This is a genomic window from Nioella sp. (assembly GCF_964229645.1).
Classification (GTDB): domain Bacteria; phylum Pseudomonadota; class Alphaproteobacteria; order Rhodobacterales; family Rhodobacteraceae; genus Nioella.
This window is the reverse complement of sequence record NZ_CAXREX010000282.1, coordinates 1-2,160: the sequence shown is the minus strand read 5'-3', so window position 1 is coordinate 2,160 and position 2,160 is coordinate 1. Positions and strand designations below refer to the sequence as shown.

The window sequence follows — 2,160 nt, the reverse complement described above, 5'->3', positions numbered from 1 at the left end:
GTTGTAGCCATCGTCGCGGCAGGTGTCGCAGGGTTCCTCGGCATGGGTGTGGATGTCGATGGCGACGATTTCGTCCATGTTCACGGGCATTCGGGAGCCTCTTCGAAATTGAGTTTGTTAAGAAGCGCCAGCAGAGTGGCCATCTCGGCGTCGCTGAGACCGACGCGCTCGGCTTTGTGGACCGCGAGAAAACGCTCGCGGTAACGGTTCAGATAGTCGCGCCCCGATGCGGTCAGGTGCAGCCGGATCGAGCGGCGATCCTCGGGCGGGACGCGCCGTTCGACATAACCCGCCTTCACCAGCCGCTGGACCAGCTTCGTCATATGCGCGGGCTTGATGTTCAGCGTGCGGCCTACATTGCCCTGTTTCAACCCCGGATTCAGGTCCAGAACCCACAGCAGGGTGATCACGCCGGGCGTGACATCCGTCGACAGGAACTCCTGGAAGAACTGGTCGTAGGCGCGGGTCTGGCACATCCGCAGCATGAACCCCACCGACCCGGTCAGCGCGCCGAGTTCGACGGGCTCTTCCGTTTTGGTATCGGTGGGGAAAGGAGCGTTCACGCCGGGCGCCCTGTCACGCGTTGGGGTTGCTGACCTTGCCCACGCGCTTTTCGAGGAACGCGTTGAGCCGCGCCTCGGCCTCGGGGCTGGTTTGGGTGAAGGACGCGATCAGGCTTTCGACCCACAGGCCGTCATCGGTCGCCATGTCGTTGATGCGCGGCAGGGCGTGGATGATTGCGTAGTTCGACAATTCGGCATTGGTGGCGGCCTTCGCGGCCATCTTCACCGCCTCTTCCAGCGCGGTGCCCGCGTCGACGACGTAGTTGACGGTGCCCCAGCGTTCGGCCGTGTCGGCGTCGATCGAGCGGCCGGTCATCATCAGGTCCATCATCCGCGACACACCCATCAGCCGCGCCGTGCGGGCCGAGGCGCCGCCGCCGACAAAGATGCCGCGCTGGCCTTCGGGCAGGGCGAAGAACGCCGTCTTGTCGGCCACGCGCACATGCACCGACGAAGCCAGTTCAAGCCCGCCGCCCACGACCGCGCCGTGCAGCGCCGCGAACCACGGCAATTTGCCGCGCTGGATCCGGGCGAAGACCTGATGCCAGCGGCGCGAGCCCTGGACGCCTTCGAAGGGCGTTTTCTTGACATGCTCGGCAAGGTCCAGGCCGGCGCAGAAATGCGGACCGTGGCCGTGGATCACGCCGGCTTTGGCCTTGGCTTCGACCTGGGTGATGACGTCGTCGAATTCCTCGATGAACGCATCCGAGATCGCATTGCGCTTCGACGGACGATTGAGGCCGACGATGCCGACATCACCGGAAAATTCGAGTGTAAGGTAGTCCATAGATGACCCTGCCGCTGATAGAGAGCGAACCGCCCCTCCCGGCCGATTCAGGCGGAAGTATCCATAGAAAAAGTATCCGTGTAAACAAAAATTCTCTATCCGAGGAAAAAGTATCTATGTAAACAATCGGACAGAGGAGGACGTCATGACAGAATCACCGTTGCGCAAGGTCAAACTCTGGCAGCCGGATATCGACTGGGAGCGCCGCAAGGATGGCACCATCCTGGTCTGGCAGAACGGCACCCTCAATGATTACCCCGAAAAGCTTTCCGTCAAGATCCATGAATGGGCGAAGAAGACGCCCGACACCACATGGATGGCCGAACGCGGGCCCGATGGCGACTGGCAGCGCGTCAGCTTCGCGCAGATGCTGGCGCATATCCGCGCGATCGGGCAGGCGCTTCTGGACCTGAACCTGTCGGTCGAGCGACCGCTGGTCATCCTGTCAGCCAATTCGGTCGGCCACGCGCTGATGGCGCTTGGCGCGCAGTATGTGGGCGTCCCCTCGGCCGCCATCGCGCCGGCCTATGCGCTGGCCTCGGGCGAATACGGCAAGCTCGTTTCGGTGCGCGACCAGATCACGCCAGGCGCGGTCTATGCCGAGGATACCACCCCCTTCGCCCCCGCCATCGCCGAGGTCTTCGCGGGCCTGCCGGTGCTGGGCAAGGCGGGCGAGGGGCGCGCGATGGACTGGGAGACGCTGCTGGCGACCCCGGTCACCGACGCCGTGGACCAGGCCAATGCCGCGGTCGGGCTCGACACGATTGCCAAGTTCCTCTTCACCTCGGGCACCACGGGCAGCCCCAAGGC

Annotated in this window: 3 protein-coding genes; 1 reads left to right on the top strand and 2 read right to left on the bottom strand. The window is 63.9% G+C overall.

The window, feature by feature from the left end:
• Positions 1-80 precede the first annotated feature (80 nt).
• Both ACEQXV_RS18050 and ACEQXV_RS18045 read right to left on the bottom strand, forming a co-directional pair.
• On the bottom strand, positions 81-563 hold the full coding sequence (locus ACEQXV_RS18050; protein WP_370270335.1) for a MarR family winged helix-turn-helix transcriptional regulator: 483 nt from the start codon (positions 561-563) through the stop codon (positions 81-83).
• Between the two features lie 13 nt (positions 564-576).
• A complete protein-coding gene (locus ACEQXV_RS18045) occupies positions 577-1,350 on the bottom strand; it encodes a crotonase/enoyl-CoA hydratase family protein (protein WP_109533176.1) in 774 nt (257 codons plus the stop codon).
• A 145-nt stretch (positions 1,351-1,495) separates the two neighbouring features.
• Here ACEQXV_RS18045 and ACEQXV_RS18040 point away from each other — a divergent pair.
• On the top strand, positions 1,496-2,160 hold a 665-nt coding region (locus ACEQXV_RS18040; RefSeq protein WP_370270334.1), incomplete at its 3' end, for an AMP-binding protein.

Excerpts from the sequence above, each read along its gene's own strand:
- ACEQXV_RS18045 (WP_109533176.1), bottom strand. The coding sequence starts at position 1,350 with ATGGACTACCTTACACTCGAATTTTCCGGTGATGTCGGCATCGTCGGC.